The sequence below is a fragment of the Mesorhizobium sp. M7D.F.Ca.US.005.01.1.1 genome (genome assembly GCF_003952545.1).
In the GTDB taxonomy this organism is placed as follows: Bacteria; Pseudomonadota; Alphaproteobacteria; order Rhizobiales; family Rhizobiaceae; genus Mesorhizobium; species Mesorhizobium loti.
In genome coordinates this window covers 6,895,083-6,920,088 of sequence record NZ_CP034453.1, presented here as the reverse complement: position 1 = coordinate 6,920,088, position 25,006 = coordinate 6,895,083, and the positions used below count along the sequence as shown (strand labels likewise).

The 25,006-nt window shown below is 62.8% G+C and carries 21 protein-coding genes and 1 pseudogene; 14 read left to right on the top strand and 8 right to left on the bottom strand.

Annotation, left to right across the window (positions count from 1 at the left end; all coding sequences use genetic code 11):
* Positions 1–46 precede the first annotated feature (46 nt).
* The gene (ptsP, locus tag EJ076_RS33665) at positions 47–2,032 is read left to right on the top strand and encodes a phosphoenolpyruvate--protein phosphotransferase (RefSeq protein ID WP_126070767.1); all 1,986 of its coding nucleotides are present in this window, start codon (positions 47–49) and stop codon (positions 2,030–2,032) included.
* A gap of 23 nt (positions 2,033–2,055) precedes the next feature.
* Here the strand turns inward: ptsP and EJ076_RS33660 are convergent, their stop codons facing one another.
* Positions 2,056–2,853, bottom strand: coding sequence for a hypothetical protein (locus tag EJ076_RS33660; RefSeq protein ID WP_126070766.1), 798 nt, complete (start codon positions 2,851–2,853; stop codon positions 2,056–2,058).
* A gap of 159 nt (positions 2,854–3,012) precedes the next feature.
* On the opposite strand from EJ076_RS33660, the gene EJ076_RS33655 reads away from it, so the two are divergent.
* Positions 3,013–4,029, top strand: a complete 1,017-nt coding sequence (locus EJ076_RS33655) for a sugar-binding transcriptional regulator (RefSeq protein ID WP_109671580.1) — start codon at positions 3,013–3,015, stop codon at positions 4,027–4,029.
* Here the strand turns inward: EJ076_RS33655 and EJ076_RS33650 are convergent.
* From EJ076_RS33650 to EJ076_RS33640, 3 genes are read right to left on the bottom strand one after another with little or no spacing between them, the layout of a single operon-like run.
* On the bottom strand, positions 4,016–4,867 hold the full coding sequence (locus tag EJ076_RS33650; RefSeq protein WP_126070765.1) for a TIGR01459 family HAD-type hydrolase: 852 nt from the start codon (positions 4,865–4,867) through the stop codon (positions 4,016–4,018). The two genes, EJ076_RS33655 and EJ076_RS33650, sit on opposite strands and share 14 nt — an antisense overlap.
* Positions 4,864–6,138: an FGGY-family carbohydrate kinase gene (locus EJ076_RS33645; RefSeq protein WP_126070764.1), complete on the bottom strand. Its 1,275-nt coding sequence runs from the start codon at positions 6,136–6,138 to the stop codon at positions 4,864–4,866. Before EJ076_RS33645 ends, EJ076_RS33650 begins: the two co-directional genes overlap by 4 nt.
* A 14-nt stretch (positions 6,139–6,152) precedes the next feature.
* The gene (locus EJ076_RS33640) at positions 6,153–7,196 is read right to left on the bottom strand and encodes a class II aldolase/adducin family protein (RefSeq protein WP_126070763.1); all 1,044 of its coding nucleotides are present in this window, start codon (positions 7,194–7,196) and stop codon (positions 6,153–6,155) included.
* Positions 7,197–7,388: 192 nt separating this feature from the next.
* On the opposite strand from EJ076_RS33640, the gene EJ076_RS33635 reads away from it, so the two are divergent.
* The 9 genes from EJ076_RS33635 (at position 7,389) to EJ076_RS33595 (ending at position 16,663) form a co-directional block, all read left to right on the top strand.
* Positions 7,389–8,171, top strand: a complete 783-nt coding sequence (locus EJ076_RS33635) for a DeoR/GlpR family DNA-binding transcription regulator (RefSeq protein ID WP_109671657.1) — start codon at positions 7,389–7,391, stop codon at positions 8,169–8,171.
* On the top strand, positions 8,168–9,517 hold the full coding sequence (locus tag EJ076_RS33630; protein WP_126070762.1) for a carbohydrate kinase: 1,350 nt from the start codon (positions 8,168–8,170) through the stop codon (positions 9,515–9,517). The genes EJ076_RS33635 and EJ076_RS33630 overlap by 4 nt, the downstream gene beginning before the upstream one ends.
* The gene (locus EJ076_RS33625; protein WP_126070761.1) at positions 9,514–11,058 is read left to right on the top strand and encodes a sugar ABC transporter ATP-binding protein; all 1,545 of its coding nucleotides are present in this window, start codon (positions 9,514–9,516) and stop codon (positions 11,056–11,058) included. Before EJ076_RS33630 ends, EJ076_RS33625 begins: the two co-directional genes overlap by 4 nt.
* Complete coding sequence (locus tag EJ076_RS33620; RefSeq protein ID WP_126070760.1) at positions 11,055–12,053, top strand: ribose ABC transporter permease; 999 nt, start codon at positions 11,055–11,057, stop codon at positions 12,051–12,053. The genes EJ076_RS33625 and EJ076_RS33620 overlap by 4 nt, the downstream gene beginning before the upstream one ends.
* A 76-nt stretch (positions 12,054–12,129) precedes the next feature.
* A complete protein-coding gene (locus tag EJ076_RS33615) occupies positions 12,130–13,068 on the top strand; it encodes an ABC transporter substrate-binding protein (RefSeq protein WP_126070759.1) in 939 nt (312 codons plus the stop codon).
* A 97-nt stretch (positions 13,069–13,165) separates the two neighbouring features.
* Positions 13,166–14,059 carry a sugar phosphate isomerase/epimerase gene (locus tag EJ076_RS33610; RefSeq protein WP_126070758.1) on the top strand — a complete coding sequence of 298 codons (894 nt, stop codon included), beginning with the start codon at positions 13,166–13,168 and terminating at the stop codon, positions 14,057–14,059.
* Between the two features lie 127 nt (positions 14,060–14,186).
* Positions 14,187–14,540, top strand: a complete 354-nt coding sequence (locus EJ076_RS33605; protein ID WP_109671588.1) for a cupin domain-containing protein — start codon at positions 14,187–14,189, stop codon at positions 14,538–14,540.
* Positions 14,541–14,725: 185 nt separating this feature from the next.
* Positions 14,726–16,222: a multicopper oxidase family protein gene (locus tag EJ076_RS33600; RefSeq protein WP_126070757.1), complete on the top strand. Its 1,497-nt coding sequence runs from the start codon at positions 14,726–14,728 to the stop codon at positions 16,220–16,222.
* A 6-nt stretch (positions 16,223–16,228) separates the two neighbouring features.
* On the top strand, positions 16,229–16,663 hold the full coding sequence (locus EJ076_RS33595; protein ID WP_126070756.1) for a YqaA family protein: 435 nt from the start codon (positions 16,229–16,231) through the stop codon (positions 16,661–16,663).
* A gap of 33 nt (positions 16,664–16,696) precedes the next feature.
* Here EJ076_RS33595 and EJ076_RS33590 read toward each other — a convergent pair whose 3' ends face one another.
* Positions 16,697–17,257 carry a cytochrome b gene (locus EJ076_RS33590; protein WP_245462934.1) on the bottom strand — a complete coding sequence of 187 codons (561 nt, stop codon included), beginning with the start codon at positions 17,255–17,257 and terminating at the stop codon, positions 16,697–16,699.
* A gap of 324 nt (positions 17,258–17,581) precedes the next feature.
* Between EJ076_RS33590 and EJ076_RS33585 the strand changes: the two genes are divergently transcribed.
* The 3 genes and pseudogenes from EJ076_RS33585 to EJ076_RS33565 form a co-directional block, all read left to right on the top strand.
* Positions 17,582–18,898, top strand: a complete 1,317-nt coding sequence (locus EJ076_RS33585) for an integrase arm-type DNA-binding domain-containing protein (protein WP_126070755.1) — start codon at positions 17,582–17,584, stop codon at positions 18,896–18,898.
* Positions 18,899–19,669: 771 nt separating this feature from the next.
* Positions 19,670–19,948, top strand: coding sequence for a hypothetical protein (locus EJ076_RS33575; protein WP_126070753.1), 279 nt, complete (start codon positions 19,670–19,672; stop codon positions 19,946–19,948).
* Between the two features lie 761 nt (positions 19,949–20,709).
* Positions 20,710–20,811: pseudogene (locus EJ076_RS33565) on the top strand (DUF892 family protein); the annotation flags it as partial.
* Positions 20,812–20,902: 91 nt separating this feature from the next.
* Here the strand turns inward: EJ076_RS33565 and EJ076_RS33560 are convergent.
* From EJ076_RS33560 to EJ076_RS33550, 3 genes are read right to left on the bottom strand one after another with little or no spacing between them, the layout of a single operon-like run.
* Positions 20,903–22,540, bottom strand: coding sequence for a glycoside hydrolase (locus tag EJ076_RS33560; RefSeq protein ID WP_126070752.1), 1,638 nt, complete (start codon positions 22,538–22,540; stop codon positions 20,903–20,905).
* A 5-nt stretch (positions 22,541–22,545) separates the two neighbouring features.
* Positions 22,546–23,676: a UDP-galactopyranose mutase gene (gene glf, locus EJ076_RS33555; RefSeq protein ID WP_126070751.1), complete on the bottom strand. Its 1,131-nt coding sequence runs from the start codon at positions 23,674–23,676 to the stop codon at positions 22,546–22,548.
* A complete protein-coding gene (locus EJ076_RS33550; RefSeq protein WP_126070750.1) occupies positions 23,669–24,835 on the bottom strand; it encodes a glycosyltransferase family 1 protein in 1,167 nt (388 codons plus the stop codon). The genes glf and EJ076_RS33550 overlap by 8 nt, the downstream gene beginning before the upstream one ends.
* Positions 24,836–25,006: the final 171 nt, after the last annotated feature.

Here is a 25,006-nt window from a genome sequence, read left to right as displayed (position 1 = left end):
GCCGCGATCTATGTTGGGGGCGGCGCCCAGAACCAGAGTATTTGCCATGGAACGCTCGACCATCGTCAGAGTGCATGAAGGTTTGCACGCCCGTCCCGCGACACGGTTCGTCAAGCTCGCCAAGGGTTTCGAATCCGATGTCGAGCTGGTCAAGGACGGCAAGGCGGTCAGTGCCAAGAGCTCGGTCAAGCTGATGCTGCTGGCGGTCAAGGAGAACCAGGAAGTCACGGTGCGGGCGAATGGCGCCGATGCCATCGAGGCGATCGAGGCGCTGATCGGCTATCTCGAGAATCCGAGAGCGGGCCTGGATGATGAAGCTGACACTCAGAGCCCGGCGAATGATGCCGGGCAGGAAGTGGTACCCGCGCCAGCGCCCGAATCCGCGCCGGCGGCACTTGGCCGAGCAAACGGCTTGCGCGGCGTGGCGGCAAGCGAGGGTTTTGCCGTCGGCCCGGCCTTTGCGCATTTCCCGCCCGATATTGCCGGACGAGGCCGCATGTTGCAGGCCGAGGAGATCGGCGGCGAGATCGACAGGTTCCGCACTGCGGTCCGCGCGGTCCAGGCCCGCATGGACGATGCGTTGGCGCAGGACAGCCTGTCGGCTGGAGACCGCGGCATCGTCGCCGCACTCCGTGACATTGCCGCCGACGACAGTCTGACCAGTGAGGCCGAAGGCCTGATCAGGGGCGGCAACGATGCGATTTCTGCCGTCATCACCGCAGCCTCCACCATCGCTGCCGATTTCAGCGCTGTCGATGACCACTATCTCAATGCACGGGCGGACGATGTTCACGCCGTTGGGCGGCAGATTTGCCTGGTGTTGCTGGGCCAAGACGATGTCAGCCTCGAAAACATCCCCGAAGGCGCCATTCTGATCGCCGACGATATCGGCGCTTGGGATCTGGCGCGCGCGCCGCTGAAGCGGATCGGCGGCGTGGTGTGCGGTCATGGCGGCGCCACCTCGCACATCGCCATCATTGCCCGCTCGCACGGCATTCCGGCGGTGCTCGGCCTCGGCGCCCAGGTCAATGCCTTGCGCACCGCTCGCGAGGTGGCACTCGACGGCAATGGCGGCCATGTGATCATCGACCCCGACGCGGCGACCCGCGCCGATTTCGCCGGCCGCGTCGAAGCGGCGGCAAAGGAGCGCGCCGGCTTGACCGTCTTCAAGACGGTGACGCCGAAGCTCGCCGACGGCAGGATCATCGAGGTCGCGGCTAATATCGGCTCGCTGGAGGAGATCGAGGCAGCGCTAGAGGCCGGCGCCATGGGCGTCGGCCTGTTTCGCACCGAGCTTCTGTTCATGCGCCATATGCACCTGCCTTCGGAAGACATGCAGGCCGAGACCTATGCGGCGCTGGCCAAGGCCTTTGCGCCCTACCCGGTCATCGTGCGTACGCTCGACATCGGCGGCGACAAGCCGATTGCCGGCATCGAATTTCCCGATGAGGAAAACCCCTTCCTCGGCTGGCGCGGCATCCGCATGTGCCTCGACCGGCCCGACATCTTCAAGCGCCAGCTCAGGGCGCTGCTGCGAGCCGCCGTGCACGGCAACATCAAGGTGATGCTGCCGATGGTGTCGGATATTTCCGAAGTCACGCGCACCCGCGCACTGGTCGAGGAATGTGCCGCCGAACTGAAAGCCGAAGGCGTGCCGCACGCAACGTTCGATCTCGGCGTGATGATCGAGACCCCGGCCGCCGTGCTGATCGCGCCGGCACTGGCCAAGGAGGTGGCTTTTTTCTCGATCGGCACCAATGATCTCACCCAGTACATCATGGCCGCCGACCGGCTGAACCCGACGGTGGCCAAGCTCAACGATGTCACCAATCCAGCCGTCATGTCGGCGATCGAAATGACGGCAAAAGCCGGGGTCGCCGCCGGCATCATGGTCGGCATGTGTGGTGAGGCGGCCGGCCGCCCCGACCTTATTGCGACCTTCGTGAAGATGGGGCTGACCGAGCTCTCGATGAGCCCGGCCTCGATCCAGCGCGCCAAGAAGACAATCATGGCGATGGCTTCTGGAGACTAAATCTGAGTGACCGCTACCGTCAGTTACGGCAGATGGGCAAGCAAAGTGGCGAAAACGGGTGTCAACTCAGCGATCGGGCTCGCCTTGGCGCAGGCCTGAACGATGCGGTCATGACGGATGTCGGTGGCCAGGATAGCGATCTCCAGCATGTCCGGCTCCGGCGCGCCGTCCCTGCCGGTGGTTGCCAGGCCGCAGGCCAGAGCGAGCGGCGCCAGGCAGCTTATGTCGAGCGCCCGGCCGCCCACTGGCGTTTCCGGCGCGGCCTCGGCAAAGCGAACGGGACGCTGATTGAGGCACTCGACCAGCAGCGCCGAGCAGGTGGCCGCGATTGCCTGCAGTCCAGCACCCGGCGCGGCCAGTGCGGCCAGGAGATCGCCATGCCGCTTGTGCATCGTGGCATGGACGGCCGCGAAATCGGCTTCGTGGATGCGGGCATTGTCGATGTTCAGGCCGGCAAGCACCGCCTTGGTCAGATAATACATATCGCGCCGGAACAGGCGCTCAGCGCTCAGCTGGCGATCCTCGCTGCCGACCGGAAAATAGGTGCCGAGGCCCTTTACCGTCGTGCCGTCCACCTTTATCGGGCGCTCATGCGGGACAAAGGATTCGGCGATCGACAGCGCTTCGTCGACGGCACTCGCGGCATGGCTGAGCAGGCCTTCGATGCCCTTGCCCGGAAACGGCGGCAGATGGCTGGTTGCTTCGCGCAGGACACTGGCGTCGCCGCTGCCGTCGTGGCGGCTCTGACGGATGATTTCGCGGACTTCCCGCAACCGGTCCTTCAGATTGACGCGGACATCTTCGGAGATTTGTCGGAGCATCGCGGATCGCCTCGAAATTTGCTGCGGATGGCCGCCAACAGGGGGTGGCCGCCACCTCTACATTGTTCCTATCGATTGGTAGATCAATAGGCGATACTAGACCAGCATGCAGAATCGGCGATGGCGCGCTCGTCCGTCGCCGCAGGGGGAGAGACAGGCGTGGGCAGGCGACGACAGGGCGAAAGCGAAGACGGGCGAGGCGGAAGTGCGGCAACCGAGCAGGTCGCCAGCGAAAGCCGGACGGATCGCCTTAGGATTCGCGCCGCCTGGATGTATTTCGTCGAGCAGATGACACAGAACGAGATCGCCGATGTGCTCGGCGTCGGCCGCGTCACCATCGTGCGCATGCTGGCGGACGCCCGCGCGCGCAACGAGGTGAAGATCAGCATCGAGAGCGAATTGTCGGAGATCGTGCGGTTGGAGCGCGCGCTGGAAAAGACGTTCGGGCTGCAGCAGGCGCTGGTGGCGCCGCTTTCCACGCCCGACGCCGATCCGATACCGGCAATCAGCGCCAAGACCGGCAGTTTCCTGTCGGACACGATGAAGTCCGGCATGCGGGTCGGCGTCGGCTGGGGTCAGACGCTGTTCTCGAGCCTGCCCTTCATCAGCGCCAAGTCGCTCACCGACTTCAAGGTCATTTCGCTGCTTGGCGGTGTCGGCGTCGTGCGCCGATACAACCCGGCCGAGTTCGCCTGGCGCTTCGCCCAAATCTTCCAGGGCGACGGCTATCTGATCCCGACGCCGGCCGTCGTCGACAGCGTCGAGACCAAGATCGCGCTGGTCGAGCGCTGCGGCCTGCAGGAGGTTTTTGAAATGGCCAACGTGCTCGATGCCGTTTTGCTGAGCGTCGGCGGCATCGCCTCGGCCACCACCTTCTCTCGCGGCGGCTTTCTCAAGGAAGCAGATCGGGAGGCCCTGCTTGCGCGTGGCGCGGTTGGCGACCTTCTGTTCCATTTCTTCGACCGCAATGGCGATCTGGTCGACCATCCCGTCAACAGCCACGTGATGTCGGTGGATGTCGACCGTTTGCGCGCGGCGCCGATCCGCATCCTCACCTCCGGCGGTGCGGAGAAGACCGAGGCGCTGCTCGGCGCCATGAACCTCATCGCCCCGACCATCCTGATCACCGATGAGGAAAGTGCAAGGCGCATGCTGGAAGCGGTCAGCGGAAGCTGAAGCTGTCCGTGATGTAGTCCGGCCATGCCTGCTGTTCGTTGAAAACAGCGGCGAGATCTGATGTGTCCGCCAAAATTCCGCTCAGAACCAGCGCCGTGGCGATGCCGGCGCCATTACCACCGGCAATGTCATGCTCGACACTGTCGCCGACGCAGACCACGAGACTACGGTCTGGCTTGCCCGCCATCTCCAGTGCCGCGTCGAAAATCGCCTTGTAGGGCTTGCCGATGCGAGTGACGCTGCCGCCAAGGCTTTCGTAGAGATCGGCGATCTCGCCGGCGCCGAAGCGGGGGCCGACAGCCGTCAGCATGATCCTGTCGGGATTGGTGCAGAAGCACGGCACCTGTCGCGCCGCTGCCGGGGCAAGCAGCCTGATGTAATGGTCGAGGTCGTAGCGATCGCCCTCGCTGGCCGAGATCAGCACCAGTTCGGCGTCTTCACCGGCCTCGGTCAGCACGAAGGGCAGGCCTTCGATCGCGGTGCGGTCGTTGTCGCGGCTGATCAGCAGGCATTCCGTCCCCGGGCGCAGTTGTCCCGATGCTGCCATGTCATTAAAGGATCGCCACGCCACCTCGCCGGAGGAGACGAAATGGTCCCAGCTCCCCGGTTCGAAGCCGAGTTTCATAAGCCGGCTTTCATTGGGTTGTGCCCGCTTGCCGGAATTCGAGATCAGCACGACGGTCTTGCCGGCGCGTTTCAGTGCGGACAGGGCCGCCACCGCGCCCGGATAGGGTCGCGTGCCGTCATGCAGAACGCCGAACTGGTCAAGCAGGAACACCGCATAGCGCTCCGCCAGCGGCCCGATGCCGTCGAGACGTTCGACCCGTTTCGCGCTCATAGGAGCCCCGCCTTGCTCGCGCCCATCAGCGCCAGCCGCGCCGTGCCGGCGGCAGCCTCGTCGGAAAGCGCGGGTAGGAAATCGACGCCGAGCTTGCGCTGCCGGATTGCCGTCCAGGTCGGGTTTGCGGCGCCGCCACCGACGCTCCTGACCGATGTCAGCGCAGGCGCGCCAAGCTCCGCAAGCCTGTCATAGCCAAGCGCTTCGATCGCGGCGACGCCCTCGAACATCGCTTTCAGATAGTCCGCGTCAGCCACTGGCCGTGGCGCAAGGCGTGGCGGCAGAGCCGGATCGGCGATCGGGAAACGTTCGCCGATCGCGGGAAGCGGATAGTAGTCGAGGCCGGTCGTGGTCGTGGGGTCGATGACCGCGCTGAGTTCGATGATGCGCGCGAGCGGAAAATGCTGGGCCAGCACCTTGCCGCCGGAATTCGAAGCGCCGCCCGCCAGCCAGGCGTTGCCGAGTCGATGGCTGTAGATGCCGAAGCGCGGCGCGGAGATCGGCCGGTTGGAGAGGATCTTGATGGTCAGCGACGACCCCAGCGCGGTGACGCCGTCGCCGATGGCCGCCGCGCCGGTCGCCAGGAACGAGGCGCAGCCGTCCGTCGTGCCAGCGACAACGGCCACATCGCGCGGCAAGCCGAACAGCTCCGCGGCGGCAGCGGTGAGAGCGCCGGTGACATCGCCCGGTTCGACGACGCGCGGCAGCAGTTCCATGCGCATTCCGGCCGCCGCGATCCAGTCCGGCCAGCGGCGGGCCTCGACGTCATAGCCTGTCTTCAGGGCATTGTTCTCGTCGCTGACATCGAAGTGGCCGGAGAAGTTTCCAGCGATCCAGTCGGCCTGGTGCAGCACCATTGCAATGCCGGGCAGGCTCTGGAAGCGCATGGCCTTGGCGAGGCCGGATGTCGGTCCGTGCGCGGCACTTGCAGCCGGTGCCTCGCGGGCGATCGCAGCCAGGATGTCGCCGTCGGCGACCTTGTCGTTGTACATCAGCGGCTCGGCCAGCGGCCGCCCGGCTTTATCGACCGGCAGCAGTGTGCCCGATGTGCCATCGATGGCGATGGCGCGGACCGCTGCGCGGTCAATGCCGGAAAGCAGTTCCGTCAGCGCTGCGCCAACCGCTGACCACCACACAGCGGGATCGCGCGGGTTCCGGCCGAACCTGTCGAGCGGAACGGCCGAATGCCCGGCCAGGGAGAAATCCGGGCGCATGGCGACGGCGCGCGCACCTGAGGTTCCGATGTCGATGCCGATGACAAGTGGCATCATGTCGTCTGTCCTTGCTAGCTGCCGGCCGCGTTGAGCTTCTGGCGATACTGCTCGGCGTCCCAGTTGACCAGCTCGTCATTTTCGGCGGCGGTGAGATAGTTCAGCCGCGCCGCGATGTCGATGCGCGCCGTCACGTCGGCAAGGCAGCGTTGCATGGCGTCGGCGCCGGCACTGGCGTCGCCGCGCATCAGCACGCCTGCGCCGGGAAACAGGATCGCAGCCGGCGGCGTGCCCAGACGTGCGATGACATTGGCCACGGTCTCGCCAGGCCTCGCCGCGACCGAGCCCTGGCCGAGGAAGATGACGTGGTCCGGATAGAGGCTGCCGACCTGCGCCATGCGGCGGCTCTCCGGGTCAAGCGCAACCGCATGCGCTTCGACATCGGCCGGAAATCTGTAACCGCTATCGCCGGCAAGCGCGGTCAAGGCGGTAAGGTCGGGCGCGGCGGTCGCGCGCGCCGGCCGGGCCAGCAGCGACCGGACGCGGCGCAGCAGAAGCTCCGCTCCGGCGACGGTTTCGGCGGCGACGACCAGCCCGTGATTGCCAAGGATGAGAACGTCGACATCAGGCCGCAGTTTTTCGGCAATGCCGCGGGCAAGCGGCAGGCCTGGCCGGAAATAGGGCACATAGGCCCATTCGATGCCATCGAGCCGCCTGGCGACCTCGGCCTCGCCATCGGCCTGCACAGCAAGCGAGATGGTGTCGACGCAATGGACGTGCAGAACGACGCGCTGCGGCATCAAGGCGTGCACTGTGGTCTCGATCGACGGACGTAAGCCGCGCGGGTTGAGCGTTGCAATGGTGAAACCCTGCGGCTGGTCGGCGGCGCGATCGCGCCGTTCGACAGCCCGAAGCAGCGGCGCCATCGCCACCGGCACCATGATGTCGTCGGTGAGCGCGTCCTTCAGCCAGGTGCCGGAAGCCTTGATCCACAACGTGTCGCCGGCCTTCAGCGAGGTGTTGCCGCCTGCCGCCTGGGTCAGATGCGGACTCTGCCCGATGCTGGCCGAAAGCGCCCGCAAGGCCGCCAGTTCCTGCGCGTCAGCTTGGGTCGCCATGGCGCTTTTCCTCCAACGGCTCGGCCGTGTCCTGCGCGAAATCCCGTTGCAGGGATCGAATTGGCGCTGATATCGCAGATACGAGTGATCTACGTCAACAGTGATCTACTATCATCAAAACACGCTTGCAATCCGCCTAATGTTGAGTAAGTTGCGCCAATTGCCATGGAAAAGGGCATCCGGGAGGAAGAGTTGAGCGACTCCGGCCGTCAGCGTCAGATCGTCGAATTGCTGCGGGATCGCCCGTTCGCCTCGGTGCGCGAGCTGCAGGAGCGGCTGGGCGTTTCAGCCGCCACGGTCAGGCGCGATATCGACAGGATCGACGAAGCCGGCGAAGCACGGAAGGTCTATGGCGGCATCTCGGCGCTCGACGGCGCTTCCCAGGCCGGTGTCGCCTATGCCAGGCCCTATGACGAGAACCGCGACCTTGCGGTCGAGGCCAAGCGGCAGATCGCCTCTCTCGCGGCGACCATGGTGCGCGACGGCGATGCGGTCATCGTGCATGGCGGTTCGACCTGCTTCCATCTCGGGGTCAAGCTCGCCGAGCGCAACATCCGGCTCTACACCAACTCGATGCCGCTGGCGGCCTATCTCAGCGACCACGGCCATTGCAGCCTGACGGTTGCCGGCGGCGACCTGCATCGCGAACCTGGCATCATCCATTCGCTCAGCCAAGCCGTGCCCTTCTACGCCTCGAAATTCTTTCTCGGCGCGCAAGGCCTTGGCCAGGAAGGTGTGCTGGAATCGCATCCGCTGCTGGTGCGCTCGATCGTCGACCTCAGCCTTTGCGCCGACCAGATCGTGGTGCTGGCCGACAGCCGCAAACTGTCGATCCATGCACGCAACGTCGCGCTGCCGCTTTCCCGCATCGGGACGCTGGTCACCGATGACGGCCTCTCCGACACCGATGCGCGCATGCTCGAAGATGCCGGCGTCATGGTGCGGATAGCCTCATCCTCGGGAGCCATCCAGTGAAGGTGGCAGTCCTCGATTTCGGCAAGACCAATTCGAAGCTGTTCGTCTTCGGTCAGGACGGGCGCATTCTCGACGAGCGTCGCACGCAGCCGAAATGGGTGCGCCAGGGCGGCTTCAGCGTGCTCGACGAGGCATCGCTCCACGATTGGGCACTCGGTGCTGTAAACGCTGCGGTCGACAGCCACAGCGTTGAGGGGCTGATGGTGTCGGGCCATGGCTGCACTTTCGCCTTGATCGACGAGGCGGCGCTGACGCATCCGATCCTCGACTACGAGCAAGAGCCGCCGGCCGAGATTGCCGCGCGGATCGATCGCCGCATTCCGGATTTTGCCGAGACGTTCTCGCCGCGACTGCCGCTCGGCTTCAACTACGGTCGCCACATGCTGTGGCTGCAGGAGGTCGATCCCGACGCATTCGCGGCGTCGAGATCGATCCTCGGCTATCCGCAATACTGGAGCTGGCGCCTTGGCGGGCGGGCGGTTTCGGAGGTGTCCTATCTTGGCTGCCACTCGCATCTGTGGGCGCCGCGCAGCCAAGACTTTTCCTCGCTGGTCGACGCGCAGGGCTGGCGGGACCGGATGCCTTCCTTCGAGCGCGCCGGCGCCGTGACCGGCGAACGGCGGCTTGGCGGTTCGGCACGGCCGATCGCCATCCACAACGGCGTCCATGACTCGAATGCGGCGCTGCATGCCTATCGCCGGCAGGAACTCGGCCCAGTCACCGTCGTTTCGACCGGCACCTGGGTCATCGTGCTCAATCCGGACTGCCCGCTCGACGCGCTCGACCAGGGCCGCGACATGCTGGTCAATGTCGATGTCGATGGCGGCCCGGTGCCGACCATCCGCTTCATGGGGGGACGCGAATTCGCTGTCATCAGCGACGGCTGGCAAGGCGTGATCGCCCCATCCTCGATCCAGCGGGTGATCGACGCCGGCATCATGGCGCTGCCGAGTTTCGCGCCGGGCGGGCCGATGTTCGGCCAGTCCGGCCGGCTGGTCGGGCGCACGCCCAATGCCGAGGAACGCGCGGCCGTGGCGCTGCTCTATGTCGCGCTGATGGTCGATCTGTCGCTCGACCTCATCCATTCGAACAACACCGTGATCGTCGATGGCGGGCTGAACACGGGCGGCCTGCTCGCCGGGCTGTTGGCTGAGCTGCGTCCCGGCCAGGCTTTTCTGCAGGGTGCCACGCTGGAGGGCAGCGCCACGGGTGCCGCGGCGCTCGCCTTCGAGAGCGTCGGGCGCGAATTTGCCGCCGAGGTTCCGGAGCCGGTGCGCGCGTCGCGTTTCACCGGATTAGCCTTCTATCGCAGTGATTGGCGTGCGGCAGTAGGAGGCGCGCGATGAGTGCGGCCGCCAAGGTCGAGACGACGCGCCAGCCGGTGCTGGAGATGCGGCACATCTCCAAGACGTTCGGCGCTATCCGCGCCTTGCAGGATGTCTCGCTCAGCGTCCATGCCGGCGAGCTGCACGCCTTGATGGGCGAAAACGGCGCCGGCAAGTCGACATTGATGAAGGTGCTTTCAGGCGCCTATCGGCCCGATCCCGGCGGCGAGATCCTGATCGACGGCATGCCCGCCGCGACCGGCGATCCGATCAAGGCGCGCGCCAGCGGCGTCGCGGTGATCTATCAGGAGCTGTCGCTGGCGCCCAATCTGACGGTGGCGCAGAACATTTTCCTCGGCAACGAGCCGCGGCGCTTCGGCATCGTCGACCGCGACCAGTGCACCCGGCGCGCCAGGGAGATCATCGCGCGTCTGGGCGTCTCCTTCTCGGCCCGCGACATGGTCTCCGGCTTGTCGCTCGGCGAGCGCCAGCTGGTCGAGATCGCCCGCGCGCTGTCGACCAATGCGCGCATCATCGTCATGGACGAGCCAACGACGTCGCTGACCTCGCGCGAAACCGACCGGCTGTTCGAGGTCATTGCGACGCTGAAATCGCAAGGCATCGCCATCATCTACATCAGCCATCGCATGGAAGAGGTCTACCAGCTTGCCGACCGCGTCAGCGTGCTGCGCGACAGCGGTTATGTCGGTACGCTCGAGCGCGCCGAGCTCAGCGCCTCGCGCCTCGTCTCGATGATGGTCGGCCGCGATTTGTCCGCCTTCTACAAAAAGGACCATCGGCCGCCGGACGCAAAGCGCCCGGTGGCGCTCTCGGTGCGCGGCATGTCCGACGGCCGTCTGTTGAAAAACTGCTCGTTCGACCTGCACAAGGGCGAGGTGCTGGCGCTGGCGGGCCTGGTCGGCTCCGGCCGCACCGAGCTTGCGCGGCTGATCTTCGGCGCCGACAGGCGCACATCAGGCATGCTGGAACTCTACGGCAAGCCTGTAATCATCGGCTCACCGCGCGAGGCGCTGGATGCCGGCATCGCCTACCTGACCGAGGACCGCAAGGAACTCGGCCTGTTCCTCGACATGTCGATTTCCGACAACATCAGCATGGGTGTGCTGGCAAGGGATGCGCACGGCGGCGGCTTGCGCGACTTTGCGGCCGCCGAACGGCGCGCTTCCAAGGCTGTTTCCGATCTCTCCATCCGCACCAGTTCGGTGCAGGCCAATGCCGGTTCGCTGTCGGGCGGCAACCAGCAGAAGGTGCTGCTCGCCCGCTTGCTCGAAACCGAGCCGAAGGTCGTCATCCTCGACGAGCCGACCCGCGGCGTCGATGTCGGGGCGAAGTCGGAAATCTACCGGCTGATCGACAATCTCGCCAAGCAGGGCATCGCCATCCTGATGATCTCCAGCGAACTGCCGGAGGTGATCGGCGTCGCCGATCGCGTGCTGGTGATGCGCGACGGCACCATCTCGGGCGAGGTGACGGCATCCGAAGGCGAGCCGCTCAGCCAGGAGAAAATCATGGAACTTGCAACGGGAGCGGCTCAGCAATGACCGACAAGGCGACCGAGATCAGCGCTGGCGGCCCGGCCACCGGCACGAGCCGGCGGTTGCGCACCGCAATCGCTGCCCTTGGCATGCTGCCGGTCCTGATCCTGCTGGCGGCCGGCTTCCAGTTCCTGAACCCGCGCTTCCTGACCGAGACCAACTTGCTGATCGTCACCCAGCAGTCGTCGATCAACATCGTGCTGGCGGCGGGCATGACCTTCGTCATCCTGACCGGCGGCATCGACCTGTCGGTCGGCGCCATCCTTGCCGCATCGGCTATGGTGGCGGTGATGGTGTCGCTGGTGCCGGACTGGGGCCTGCTCGGCGTGCCGGCGGCCATTCTGGTCGGGCTAGGCTTCGGCCTCATCAACGGGCTGCTCATCGCCTACATCAAGCTCCCGCCCTTCATCGTCACGCTGGGTTCGCTGACCGCGGTGCGCGGCGTCGCCCGGCTGCTCGGCCAGGACACGACGGTGTTCAATTCGGACCTGCCGTTCGACTTCATCGGCAACGGTTCGCTGTTTGGCATCCCCTGGCTGGTGATCATCGCGCTGTCGGTCGTCGTGCTGTCCTGGCTGGTGCTCAAGCGCACCGTGCTCGGCACCTGGATCTATGCTGTCGGCGGCAATGCCGAGGCCGCCCGACTGACCGGCATCAAGGTGCCGCTGGTGCTGCTCTTCGTCTATGGCGTTTCCGGCATGCTGGCCGGCCTTGGTGGTGCCATGTCGGCGGCCCGGCTCTACGCCGCCAACGGCCTGCAGCTGGGGCAGTCCTACGAGCTCGACGCCATTGCCGCGGTCATTCTCGGCGGCACCAGCTTCGTCGGCGGCGTCGGCTCGATCTGGGGCACGCTGATCGGCGGCCTGATCATCGCGGTGCTCTCCAACGGGCTCATCTTGGCCGGTGTCTCGGACATCTGGCAGTACATCATCAAGGGATTGGTCATCATCGTGGCGGTCGCCCTCGACCGCTACAGGCTCCAGGCAGGAGCAAGAACGTGATTGACCTTAGTCGCCGGCGTAAACGACCGGTTTGTGTAACGCACCGTGAGAGGCGCGGGGCAATCGGAGGAAAGCAATGAAGACTATCGCCAAACTGCTCTGCGGCGCCGCACTCGCGTCGCTCGCCATCGCGCCTGCTTCAGCCAAGGACCTCAACAAGGTCGGCATCTCGGTCGGCCTGCTCGGCAACCCCTTCTTTGTCGCCACCATCAAGGGCATCGAGGACGCGGCCAAGAAGATCAACCCGAAGGTCGAGGTGACGTCAGTGTCGGCCGACTATGACCTCAACAAGCAGGTCTCGCAGGTTGATTCGTTCATCGCCGCCGGCGTCGACGTGATCATGCTCAATGCCGTCGACGCCAAGGCGATCGCACCGGCGGTGAAGAAGGCGCAGGCGGCGGGCATCGTCGTTGCCGCCTTCGACGTTTCGGCGCCGGGCGCCGACGTCACGGTGATGACCAACAACGTCAAGGCAGGCGAAGAGGCCTGCCAGTATCTGGTCGACCACACCGGCGGCAAGGGTGACTACGTCATCCTCAACGGCCCGGCATCGTCGTCGATCCTGGAGCGGGTGAAGGGCTGCAAGAACGTGCTGGCACAGCATCCGGACATCAAGATCCTCTCCGACGACCAGAATGCCGAAGGTTCGCGCGACGGCGGCCTGAAGGTGTTCCAGTCGCTGCTCACCCGCTTCGACAAGATCGACGCGGTGTTCGCCATCAATGATCCGACGGCGATCGGCGCCCAGCTCGCCGCCAAGCAGCTCAACCGCGCGGAGTTCATCTTCACCGCTGTCGACGGCGCGCCGGATATCGAGAAGGAACTCTCCTCCGGCACCTCGATGATCAAGGCTTCGGCGTCGCAGGATCCTTATGTGATGGCCGGCCAATCGCTGACGATGGCGGCTGAATTGCTGGCTGGCAAGAAGCCGGCGGAGCCGACCGTGCTGCTCGACCCGAAGCTGATCACGGCCGAGAACCTGAAGGACTACAAGGGCTGGACCGCGGCCCGCTAAACGTCCCTCAGCAGCGTGCGGCCGGGATCACCGGCCGCACGTCTTGTCCAAGCATCGGCTCGCTTATGGGTCCGATGCGCAGAAGCCGGAGACGATGATGTCGCGCATTGGAATCCATTCTTTCGTCTGGTCGGCGAGCTCGGCGCAGGCCGATCTCGAGCGGACGTTGGCCAACACCAAAGAGGCCGGCTTCGACCTCATCGAATTCTCTTATCTCGACCCGGCCGATGTCGACATCAGTGGGCTCGCCAGGCGCATCGCCGATCTCGGCCTCGGCGTCGCGATCAGCATCGGATTGCCTGGTGATGGCGACATTTCGAGCGCCGACAAAGCGATTGCCGCGCGCGGCGTCGAGATACTCAACGACACCATCGCGCTGACGCGCGACCTGGGCGGCCAGAAGATTGGCGGCATTCTCTCGACCAGCCACGGACTGCAGACGCTGGCGCCGACGCGCGATCAATGGCAGCGCAGCGCCGGCACGCTGGCCAAGGTCGCCGAGACGGCCAAGGCGGCCGGCGTCACGCTTAACCTCGAGATCGTCAACCGCTTCGAAAGCAACCTGCTCAACACCGCCGCGCAAGGGCTGGCCTTCATCGAAGATACCGGCTCGGACAACATCTTCCTGCATCTCGACACCTTCCACATGAATATCGAGGAGGCCGAGGTCGGGCTGGCCATCCGCCATGCCGCAAACAAGATCGGCTATGTCCATATCGGCGAGAGCCATCGCGGTTTCCTCGGCACCGGCAATATCGACTTCGCCGCGATCTTCGATGCGCTGACGGCAATCGGCTACAGCGACGACCTCAGCTTCGAATCCTTCTCGTCGGAGATTGTCGATGAGAACCTGTCTAAGAAAACCGCCATCTGGCGCAATCTATGGACAGACAATGTGGCGCTCGCCAAACACGCGCGCGCCTTCATCGGGCTCGGGCTGGAGACGGCGCTGCGCAAGGCCGAGCTTGTTTCGGCACAACACAAACCCTGAACCCGCCCGTCGAACTGGAGACGCAAGCGATGGTCGCACGGCGTCGGCATTGCCCACGGCAGGGGCATCGGCTATCTGACCGTCCAGGCACATAACGCCGGCACGACGACCAGACGGAGCCCAGGACATGACACGCAACACGATCCTCAAATTCGGCGCCGTCGAAAACGCGGAAGCCGGCGATCTGGCCGGCTGGGTCGTGGTCGAGGGCAAGCCGACCATGAAAACCGCCGTCCAGCACACGACCGAGGACGGCAAGGTGCTGTCGGGCACCTGGCAGGCGACGCCCGGCACGTATCACGCGACCTACACCGACTATGAGTTCGTGCACATGATCGCCGGCCGCATCATCATCACGCCGGACGGCGGCGCCCCGGTCGAAGTCGGCCCCGGCGACGCCTTCGTGGTGGAAGCCGATTTCAAGGGAACCTGGAAGATCATCGAGCCGGTGACGAAGCATTTTGTCGTCAGGGTTGGCTGAACGGGCTGATCGCGTGGGCCGCTGTCGGTCGGCGCCCATGGCGGGTCTTTGGCGCGATGGTTGCCTTTCCAGCGGCCATGATGCAAGGCCGATCAGGCGGCCTAAACGCCGCATTGACCTGGTTGGGCTTCGGCAGTCTTCTTAGGATCGCCCCTGGCGTTCATGGCTGATCGAGGAGACGACAGATGCATCGACGTGGTTTTCTGGCGGCAGGTCTTGCCACGGTTCTCGTGAGCCCCCGCGCCATCGCCCAGATGAAGATGGACGACATGCCCGGCATGGATATGGGCCACGACATGGGGGCGGCGCCAAAAAGCGCAGCCATGCTGCCTGAGGGCGAGGCATTGCGCGAGTTGCCGCTGCTGGCCAGTGAAACCGGCACTGCCGGGCTGTTCAAGGCTAAGCTCACGGCCCAGTCCGCCACGGTGCGTTTTGCGGAAGGGCTGGACACGCCGATCCTCGGCTACAACGGCACCAGCCCCGGGCCGCTGATCGAGGCGGTCGAAGGCGACCGCATCGAGATCACCTTCGCCAACCGGATTGCGGGCGAGGCAAGCACCATCCATTGGCACGGCATGCCGGTGCCGGCCGACCAGGACGGCAATCCGATGGATCCGGTCGCGGCAGGCACCGATCGCACCTACAGCTTCGACCTGCCGGAAGGCAGCGCCGGTTCCTACTGGTATCACCCGCATCCGCACGGCAAGACGGCCGAGCAGGTCTATCGCGGCCTTGCCGGCGCGTTCGTGGTCAAGCCGAAGGCCGATCCGATCCCGGCCGCCTATGGCGACACCGTGCTGATGTTCACCGACCTACGCCTCGCGGCCGATGGCACCTTGCCCGACAACACGATGACGGACCTGATGAACGGGCGCGTCGGCGACCACGTGCTGGTCAACGGACAGAAGAATCCCACGCTGACGGTCCCCTTTGGCACGAAGCGGCGTTTCCGGTTCTACAATGCGACCAACGCACGTTTTTTGCGGCTCTCCTTCGATGGCGCGCCGATGACGATCATCGGAACGGATGGCGGTCTGCTGGAGACGCCAGTCGCGGTCGACGACATCCTGCTCAGCCCGGCGGAACGGCTTGAACTGATTGTCTCCTTCGAGAAGCCCGGCGCGGCCACACTTACCACACTCGACTACGATCGGGGTTGGATGGGCCCTGGACGTCCTGCCGATGCCGGGCTGACACTCTTCACGGTCAATGTTTCGGAGACGCCGGCCGAGCCGATCCCGCCATTGCCCGACCGGCTGCGGCCGATCGTGCAGCTCGGCGCTCCTGCCGTCAGCCGCCGCTTCGTCTTTACCGAAACCATGACCATGAACGCCAGCGGCATGGAGATGGGGTTCCTGATCAACGGCGCTGCTTTCGACATGAAGCGCACCGACGTCGTCGCCAAGGCTGGACAGGTCGAACTCTGGGAGATCGTCAACAAGGCGGACATGGATCATCCATTCCATGTGCATGGAACGCAGTTCCAGGTGGTCGAGCACGAACGCGGCGGCAAGATATCAAAGCCGGCCTATCGCGCCTGGAAAGATACCGTCAATGTCGCGCGCGGAGAGACGGTGCGGCTGCTGTTGCGGCAGGACCGGCCGGGGCCGAGGATGTATCACTGCCACATCCTCGAGCACGAGCAGCTCGGTATGATGGGCATTGTCGACGTGCAGGCCTAGTCCGGCGTGACGGCACTCTATGGCGCGCTGTTCATCAGCGCGTTCTTCGCCGCAACCGTGCTGCCGGTCTCGTCGGAGGCGGTGCTCGCTGGCCTGATCGTCTCGGGCCGCGGTGATCCTTGGCTGCTCCTTGCGGTCGCCACGATCGGCAACACGCTCGGCTCCGTGGTGAACTGGATTCTGGGGCGTGGCATTGACACGCTGCGGACCAGACGCTGGTTTCCTGTAAGTCCTGAGCGCTATGAGCAGGCAAGCCGGACGTTCCGACGCTTTGGCGAATGGACGCTGTTGTTTGCCTGGCTGCCGGTTGTCGGAGATGCTTTCACCATTGCGGCCGGCGCGGCACGTGTGAACCTTGGCGTATTCGTTGTTCTTGTCGCAATAGGCAAGGCCGCGCGCTATGCGGTGATCGTCGCGGGCGGATTGTGGGCGATGGCGTGAGCAGCCGTCATCGTCGACCGTAAGCGGCATTTTCTATTCCCGCGAGGCGGTGTTCGACCGGCTGAAGAACATGCTTCGCATGACACCATCGCGCAACAGCACGAAATGCACCAGGGCAGCCAGGATGTGAACAGCGGTAAGTCCAAGCAATACCCAGACCAGCTTTGCATGGATGAGCGCGAACCCCCTTGCCGACAGCGCGCCAACGGATGGCGCCAACGGCACAGGCAAGTTTCCGAAAAGCCGTGCGGGAGGCATGAAAGGCATTGGCCGGTAGCCCAGCCATCCCGTTATCAGGACGGCGAGGATCGCAACGTAGAGAAACATGTGGAAGAAAGCCGTCGCAAACAGCATGAACCGTGAGGTTTGCCTGACAGGGGCCCGGGTGAAGATGCGCCAGCAAAGCCTGAGGACGATGACAGCAAGGATCGTCACGCCGACCGACATGTGAAACGGAAGCCAGTTCATCGTCGCCATGCCCGGCCTGTCCATCGGTCCGAAGGCAATGGCGATTTGCGCAGCGAGCGCGACCACGGTCAGCCAATGCAGCAGACGAATGCCGAAATGCCAGCGCAGGCGAGGATTCTCTTTCACATCCGAGGCCCGGCTGTTGTCAAATGCGCGAACGAGGGCGTGATGGTTCATCCACTCCAACGGGCCCAATTTCGCAAAAAGTATGGCGGCTCGCTAAGCCTTTGAAATGCATGGTGATCCCGACAGGAATCGAACCTGTGACCTACAGATTAGGAATTTGTCAGACGGTGTATCCTGTGGGTTCCGAGGGTGCGCCGCTGTACGATCGACGTTCTTGTAACTCATTAAAGAGCTTGCTGTTTTCGCGTTTTGCAACTATCATAGCGTAGATATACCAACAGATCGAACATGACGCAATTGCCGTACTAATGCCGTACTAATTTCATGACAGACCTACGACTTGCCCTCACCGACCGCGCCATCGCGAGCCTTCAGCCGGCATCTTCGGGCCAGTATTTTGTCCGAGACACCGATCTGCCAGGCTTCATGGTGCTCGTCGGAAAACGGAGAAAGACATTCGTTGTCCAGGGTGAGCGGAAAAAGGCGGGACAGCGGCTGTCCGTCCGAATGAAGGTTGCCGAAGTCGGAGAACTCGCGACGCGAGCGGCGCGGGCAAAGGCCAAGGACATTCTCGGGAAGATTGCCAGCGGCGTCGATCCCCGAGCGTCGAGGCAAAAGCTTGACGCAGATACCGCCGTGGATGATCTGCCGTCGATCGGGAACCCAACGTTGCGCATTGCTTGGGAACGCTATCGCGACGGGCACATGAAGAAGAAAGGCAGGAGCGACGGGACAATCAACAACTACCGTGATCATGTCGAGCGGCTACTGGCTGACTGGCTTGATGAACCTCTTTCCAAATTCGGCGATGATCCTGCCCTGGTAACGGCACGACATGAAAAGCTGACCGAGAGTAACGGTGCCTACATCGCCAATGGTTGCATGCGAACGCTGCGCGCCGTCTACAATCATGCCCGCAAGGCCGCCCGCTCGTTGCCGGCGGACAATCCGGTCCTAGCCATAGACTGGAATGCCGAACACCGGCGCAACACCGCGCTTGGGCTGTCGGATTTGGAAGGTTGGTTCACCCAGCTAAAGGCTTTGAAGAACCCTGTCCGGCGGGAGTTTCATCTGTTCATGCTGCTCTCAGGCCACCGCCCAGAAGCGATCAGGAAGGCGCGGGTAGAGCATGTCGATTTTCGCGCGCGTGTCCTGCACATACCCAGGCCGAAGGGCGGTGAGATGAAGGCTTTTGACATACCGCTTTCGCACGGCATGATCCGCTGTCTGGTGCGCGTAATGCGCATCGGTCGGGTGCTCTACGAAAAGCAATCGCGTGACTGGCTCTTTCCGGCCGACAGCGAGAGCGGTCACATGGTCGAACACAAAGAGAATCGCGACGTCCTGTCGAAATGGGGCAATGACCTGCGTCAGACTTTCCGTACAATTGCTCAGGCTGCGGGCGTTGCGGAACTTGATGTGCACCTTTTGATGAACCACTCGATCCCCGGTGTGAATGCCGGCTACATCACACGCAACAAACTGTTGAGCGACCACTTGCGCCAGCAACAGGAAGCAATCTCACGACGGATGTTGGAGGCCGGTCGGTCGTGCCCGAGCGACTTCGAGCGTCGCATTGCTGGTTGGCCCTTGCTTCCAAGTGGGCGCATCCTTGATGAGCTGATGAGTGACAAGGCTTAATATCTCCAAGACATTTCCGCTATCACCCGACACGACCCGAGGCCATCGCTGCTCTGCCGCTGATCCTATTCGTTGAAATGATCTTGTCCTGCATCGAAGGCCGCATCTGCTGAAGAGGCTGGAACCGCAACCGGCGCACAAAGTCGCTGTCACCGAGGTCCACATGGGGGAGTTCGCGGTGAATTCCGCTTCGTAAAGCACACGCTCGACAGCGAGTTAGGGTCGAGACGGGCTTGTCTGTCCGTCGCTTAACTCCAGTGGACACAATGCAGACGGTCCGAGTTCGTCAACGACCCGGGCCGGGGCAGCCTGCCCTCAATATTGGCAAAGGTGATCCACTGCCGCGGGTGCCGACGCTGTCGGCAAAGCAGATCTCGACGTCTCAAGCGGAGACCGGGGCTAACGCATAACCGATGAAAGCTTGTGTCCCTCCCAGCGTGGAACGCTTTAACAAAATCGGACCTGCACCGCGTTCGTACGCTTCCGACATGGAACAGGCGCCGGTGGCTCGGAGTTGGGGCAGCGAAGGAACTTTTGCCAAATGGCTGACGAGCCCGTAGGCCGCCCGGACGCGACGGGCGGCCTTGTCAGCCGTTTGGTCAGAGAAGCCGGCATCACCGAAGCGCAAGCGCGCGAACTTATCAGCTTTCGTGGTCCCAACTGGTCATCGCTCTTGCGAGAGGCGCGTCACTCAACAGGAGGCTTTAGCAGCAGCAGGGTGGAAATTTTCGCGGGGTGCTGCACTTAAGAACTGAGCAGGGAGTGCGAAGGATGGCCATCCACTATTTTGACGTTGACGACAACGGGTCGGTCTTTTACGACGATCAAGGGACGGACTGCCCCGATTTCGACTTTGTGAAAAACGAAGCGATTTCGGCGTTAGTCGATATGGTGAGGGAAACTCTGCCCGATGGTGACCATCACAAGATATCGGTTAAGGTTCGCAGCGAGGGTGGCGAGGTAGTTTTGCACGTCGCTCTGAATTTTGACGTGGTCAAAGAGCGTCACCCGTCGGGCGGGTCAACTTCAACCCCGGACCGCCACGTTTAGGCGCCGATTCCTTCGTAGGTCTGACCACAGCTGTAACCTAATTGTCGCGTTACCACTGCTTCATCCTGGTAGCGACGGCCGCGACAAAAGACTTAGCTGCTGCATCCCAAGCCCGTCTAGATGGTCCGTTGCTGGCGAGGATGACGCTGGCACCTTTGGCCGTCAGTCCATACTTTTTGCTGAGACGTTGAATCAACTCCCGCTGGCGATCCGGGTCAACGAGACCAGAAGTCGAGTTAAAAACGTACAATCCAAAGCGGCTTAGCTGGTGGCGGGCGCCTCTCGGTCGTTGTCCTTCTGCTCAAAACGAACAGCGAGCCCGTGGCGGACGGCGCATTTTGCAATCAGGTTATCGAGGACATTTTCGATCCAGAAACAGTTATCTCAAGCCAAAATCGAGCGCTTTCTTTAGACAGCGGGACACTGCACAAGAGCATTGTGAAGCCTTTCATATCGCCACATTGCGAGCACTACCACAGACGCGTTTGTTGCACGAGGTGCTGTTGAAAGCCGTTCGGGACGATACCGCTAAGGAAGGCGAGTTCAATCGCTGTCGCGGCGTCTAGGACATGGAGCGGGAAGGTCGCCAACCTGTTCTAGGCAGCACCAAATTAGCATTCACTTGGCGACCGTTCCACTCTGGAATGAACTATGGTCTCAGAGGGAATGAACACGGCTATCGTGGTTGCCATTTTCGTGGCTATCGCTGCTGTTTTGGGTCTTAGTCTGGCTCATCGTCCAGCTACAGACCGTCCCCACCTGAGACAGCCAGCATATTGGCGGAGACGCTTGAGGAAGAGCGGGCGACGGACCAGAAACTGACCGAAATGGCCGAAAGCGGTGTCAACCGCCAAGCAGCATGAATCCAGGCGCGGCGGCGGATCGCCGTTCCCTGGCGCCGCGCTTTTTTCTAGGCAGGTCAATAGCTCCGGCCGGCAAGATTACCAGGATGGATCAGCGGTGATGTGCCGTGGCGGATGTATGTGGTGCCGGGCGTTCGGCGACCCGGTACTGGTTGTCGCGATGTGCTGCAACCAACTCGTAGGTCCCGGTAAGTCCGTCGATCACAAGGTCGAGGAATGCGTTGCAGGCGGCAACCCAGTCCAAACCATCACGCACCGCGAGCGAGAAAGTCTTGCCCGCGCAATAGCTGGCAAACAAGACAACTGGGGAGCCGCCTCCGGTGTCAGCTACGCTCAGCTCAACCCATGCATTCGGCGATCCTGGCTGCTGGGGTGCAGCCCTGGCTGGAAGTCGCCGGCGGCTGCAACATCCTCCCAGGATCGATAGCCGCCGCTCGAATCCTCGGAGCCGGATCGTGGGCGATTTGCCCAACCTCTTTCGCGGCGCACGCCACCAGCCCGTCTGGGGAAGTACGGGATGGCCGAACGATTGCTTATTCACCAAGGCCGAAATGGCATCAGCCATAATAGTTCTGCGCGGAGGGTCTCCCCTCACATCGAACACCCCGCATTCGTAGTACCCATCCTCGCGCATCATCATGGAATTCCAATCCACGGCGCCGAACAGCGACCAAGCAGTGACGGCCCGTACGTCAATGCCCTCAGCCGCGCATTCGACTGCAGCTTCCCATCCCTCCATGAACCAGCGCAGCTGTTCCTCACGGGTGCAGGCGTTGTGCACTTCTCCGATCGCCACCGGCAGGGCGTAGCGGCCCCACACCTCGCGCAGGCGTGAGGCAAATCCGAGTTCGCACTCTGGCACGCCGGTGCGGATAGCCGCAATGTCGACATACGGCTCGATGCCGTTGCCACCGATAGGTTCTCGAGGGTGCCGTTCGACGCGATGATCGAGGAACCTGTCGCTGGTGAGGTAATAATCAACGCCGATTAGGTCCGGAGGGCAGGGCGCGGCCGCCAACTCGGCCAGATGGTTGGGATCGACACCAGCGTCGAGGAGGCGCTCATGGAACGGATGGCGCGGACCGACATGTCCGCAAAGCAAATCCAGCGATAACCATCGCCGGCCATTTTCGTACTCAGCCTGGTATGCCAGCTTTGGCGTCGCAAAAATCTTTCCGAAATCTTCGGTCTGCAGAAGGCGAGCATCGGGGATGACCTTTCGAATAGCCAGCATTGTCATGGTTATCGCACGGCACTGGGCAACAAGAAGCCGCAGGCAACTTGGTTCGTCCGCGCGGTGCGGATGCCAAAACCCATAAAGGCCGCTCAGACGGGCGGTTGCCATCGGTTCGTTGATCGGCGTGAAAGTCTTTACCCAAGGATACCGAAGAGCAAGCCGCCCGCCAAACGCCGCGAGGCGTTTCGCAAAATCTGGCGCGAGAATGGACGTCCAGGATGGCCCGCTCCCGTGGTGGACAAGGGCTGCGATTGGACTGATGCCGAGACGGCGCATCCTTTGAAATCGCTCGTCGTGCCAGCTCCAGTCATCCCGCCCCTCCACTACCTCGACGTGTTCCCACAACGCAGGATATCGAAGCGTTTTGATGCCAAGGGAAGCGACGAGGTCTAAATCCTCGATCCGTTTTGAATGACCGGTTTCGGCGAGCTGATCGCGGATTACGTCACCGACACGAACCACACTGCATTCAATACCGCCCCAAATTTCCACAATGACTACCCCGCCGCGCCCTTGGCAAGGGATAGTTCCCGCGCGCCCGTCTTCTGAATGCGATTGAACGCGGCCAGCGCCTGACCGATCACCTGGTCCATGTTGTAGTACCGGTAGGTTGCCAGCCGACCGACGAAAATCGCATCGGTTTGCTGGGCAGCGAGCGCCTCATACCGCTTGTAAAGCACTTCGTTCTCCGCCCGGGGCACCGGATAGTAAGGATCACCGTCATCCGTCGGATATTCGTAGGTCAGGCTGGTTTGAGGATGCTGCTGTCCCGTCATATGCTTGTATTCCGTGATCCTGGTGAAGGCCTCGGTCTGCGGGTAGTTGACGACGGCGACCGGCTGGAACCGTGGCGTGTCGAGTGTGATGTGCTCAAAACGCAACGATCGGTACGGCAATTTCCCCAGTCTGAAGTCGAAAAATTCATCGATTGGACCGGTATAGATGAGGCGGCGATAGGGGATGACCTCTCGAACCTCGCGATAGTCCGTTTGCAGCATCACCTTGATATTGGGATGGGCCAGCATCCGTTGAAACATGCGTGTGTAGCCGCCCGCCGGCATGCTCTGGAACGTGTCGGCGAAATACCTGTCGTCGCGATTGGTTCGTGTCGGCACGCGCGCCGTCACTGACTTGCTCAGCTGCGAGGGGTCGACCCCCCACTGTTTACGCGTGTAGCCTTGGAAGAACTTCTCGTAGAGCTCCCGCCCCACCGTGCCCACGACCACGTCCTCGGCGGTGCGGATCTCTTCCACGCTCTCTCTGCGTTCGGCCAGAAACCGCTCCATCTGGTCGGAGGTCAGGTCGAGGCCATAGAGGCGATTGATCGTGTCCAGGTTGATCGGGATTGGCAAAAGCTGACCATCTACCTTGGCCAGCACACGGTGCTCATAGGGACGCCACGCCGTGAACTGGGACAGGTAGGCGACAATGGCTCCAGCATTGGTGTGGAAAATGTGCGGCCCATACCGATGCACAAGAATACCGGCTTCATCGTACCAATCGAAAGCGTTGCCGCCGATGTGACTGCGACGGTCCACGACCAGCACTGTCTCTCCGCGCTGACTGGCTAGGCGCTCTGCCAAAACGCTTCCGGCAAAGCCTGCGCCGACGACAAGCCAATCAAACATGGTCGACCAAGCTCCTGAATCCCTGATGACGCAAAACCTTCGCGGGCTTGAGCAAATCGTGCATTGCGCTCCAGGTCGTGTCCCAAGACATTCCTGAGAGGAAGGCGTCGACCCTGGCCATTTCACAGCCCCTGCGCAGAGCGGCATCGAGGGCGGCTGGCATCGAGCCTGCGTCAGCAATGTCGACCAATCCGCGACGGCCGTACGTCTGCACCACATCGACGATTGCAGTCGATACCACGGGCAATCCGCCAGCTAAGAACTCAGGCGTCTTCGTCGGGCTGATATACCGGGTTGCATCATTCAAGGCGAAAGGCATCCACCCTACGTCCCAACCGGCCATGTATCCGGGCAATTCGGCATACCGCTTGGCGCCCAACCAATGAATGTTTCGGCCGGTGGGCAGGGTGGCCGGGTCGATCTTGACCACTGGGCCGATCGTGACGAACTGGACCGTGGGCATCGCTGCAGCGGTTCGAGCCATCAGGTCGATATCGAACCGCTCGTCGATGACTCCGAAGAAGCCTACGCGGGGATGCGCTATGCTCTGCTGGTCTGCGGGGTCTGCCTGAGGCCGGCGCGCCTGATGGAAGTGTGCCGTGTCGATGCTGCTTGGAAACGCATGGACGGAGGAATGGCGGCTGCGCTTGGACTCATAAAGGCTCATTCCCCCCGTGAACACGACGTCGGCCTTGCCAAAGAGCTGCTCTTCCAGTCGCTCGAGTTCGGGAGGCGCGTTTTTGAAGGCAGAAAGTTCGTCCATGCAGTCATAGACGCAGACATCCTCCTGCAGCGCTTTCGTGAACTTCAGGGCCATGGGTGTGTAGTACCAGGTCACCAACTGGTCGTGCTCGATTCCCGCGACCAGATCTTCAAGCAGAATGGCGATGGCTCTGTCGACTTCACTTCCGGACGGACAGTGCGGGAGTACCGGCGTCACAATTTCCAGGCCTGGGGCAACCGTCTTGCGGCGCAGGACGGGGATGGAGCCGGTCTCAAACACCGGTTCCTCGAAGAACACAACGGCGTAATCGGCCGCGGCGCGCGTCATCAAATGCTGCGGGCGTTGAAAAACAAAGTCCCACCGCAGGTGGGAAAAACATATCAGGAGTGGGTTATCAAAAGGCACGAGCAAGGGGTTGGATACAGTCTGATCCATTGCAACAATCCGCATTAGGGTTTGCTTATGGTGGATCAAGCTCCGTTTGCAGATCGGGTTCCACGGCAGCGCGGAATTTTGTCTTTCTTAGCCGGACATCAAAGGCGCCACGATTTCTCGTTATGGCTGGAACGGGCATCGCCTCCGTAAGTTGTCGGCGGGGAGGCGCCA

Excerpts from the sequence above, each read along its gene's own strand:
- EJ076_RS33585 (WP_126070755.1), top strand. The coding sequence starts at position 17,582 with ATGACAGACCTACGACTTGCCCTCACCGACCGCGCCATCGCGAGCCTT.
- EJ076_RS33625 (WP_126070761.1), top strand. The coding sequence starts at position 9,514 with ATGAGTGCGGCCGCCAAGGTCGAGACGACGCGCCAGCCGGTGCTGGAG.
- EJ076_RS33575 (WP_126070753.1), top strand. The coding sequence starts at position 19,670 with ATGGCCATCCACTATTTTGACGTTGACGACAACGGGTCGGTCTTTTAC.
- EJ076_RS33650 (WP_126070765.1), bottom strand. The coding sequence starts at position 4,867 with ATGAGCGCGAAACGGGTCGAACGTCTCGACGGCATCGGGCCGCTGGCG.
- glf (WP_126070751.1), bottom strand. The coding sequence starts at position 23,676 with ATGTTTGATTGGCTTGTCGTCGGCGCAGGCTTTGCCGGAAGCGTTTTG.
- EJ076_RS33610 (WP_126070758.1), top strand. The coding sequence starts at position 13,166 with ATGTCGCGCATTGGAATCCATTCTTTCGTCTGGTCGGCGAGCTCGGCG.
- EJ076_RS33550 (WP_126070750.1), bottom strand. The coding sequence starts at position 24,835 with ATGGATCAGACTGTATCCAACCCCTTGCTCGTGCCTTTTGATAACCCA.
- EJ076_RS33600 (WP_126070757.1), top strand. The coding sequence starts at position 14,726 with ATGCATCGACGTGGTTTTCTGGCGGCAGGTCTTGCCACGGTTCTCGTG.
- EJ076_RS33615 (WP_126070759.1), top strand. The coding sequence starts at position 12,130 with ATGAAGACTATCGCCAAACTGCTCTGCGGCGCCGCACTCGCGTCGCTC.
- EJ076_RS33605 (WP_109671588.1), top strand. The coding sequence starts at position 14,187 with ATGACACGCAACACGATCCTCAAATTCGGCGCCGTCGAAAACGCGGAA.
- EJ076_RS33660 (WP_126070766.1), bottom strand. The coding sequence starts at position 2,853 with ATGCTCCGACAAATCTCCGAAGATGTCCGCGTCAATCTGAAGGACCGG.
- ptsP (WP_126070767.1), top strand. The coding sequence starts at position 47 with ATGGAACGCTCGACCATCGTCAGAGTGCATGAAGGTTTGCACGCCCGT.
- EJ076_RS33640 (WP_126070763.1), bottom strand. The coding sequence starts at position 7,196 with ATGGCGACCCAAGCTGACGCGCAGGAACTGGCGGCCTTGCGGGCGCTT.
- EJ076_RS33620 (WP_126070760.1), top strand. The coding sequence starts at position 11,055 with ATGACCGACAAGGCGACCGAGATCAGCGCTGGCGGCCCGGCCACCGGC.
- EJ076_RS33645 (WP_126070764.1), bottom strand. The coding sequence starts at position 6,138 with ATGATGCCACTTGTCATCGGCATCGACATCGGAACCTCAGGTGCGCGC.